The organism is Pollutimonas rozaliensis, from assembly GCF_048751585.1.
Lineage (GTDB): Bacteria > Pseudomonadota > Gammaproteobacteria > Burkholderiales > Burkholderiaceae_B.
On the sequence record NZ_JAZHOB010000367.1, the window covers coordinates 1 to 235 of the forward strand.

Annotated in this window: 1 protein-coding gene; it reads left to right on the forward strand. The window is 67.2% G+C overall.

All coding sequences use genetic code 11. The annotated features are described in order from the left end of the window. Positions 1–33: 33 nt before the first annotated feature. The coding region (locus V0R37_RS23260) for a C40 family peptidase (protein WP_420376713.1) at positions 34–235 on the forward strand (202 nt) is incomplete at its 3' end.

A 235-nucleotide genomic window follows, 5' to 3' on the forward strand; every position in this document is an offset into this window, starting at 1 on the left:
GCTCCCCCTGCAAAGCCGCCCGTGCAAGGGGGCATGTCACTGGAGCGTGCGCTGATTCTCTCTTACGCCCAGCAATCCATGGGCATTCCTTACCGCTTTGGCGGCAACTCACCGGATGGTCTGGACTGCTCTGGCCTGGTCGAAATGACCTACCGCGCTGCCGGGCTGCGTGTGCCCCGCACGGCGGACGGCCAGTACCGCGCTCTGCCTCGTGTCGATGCCCCCCGCCCAGGCG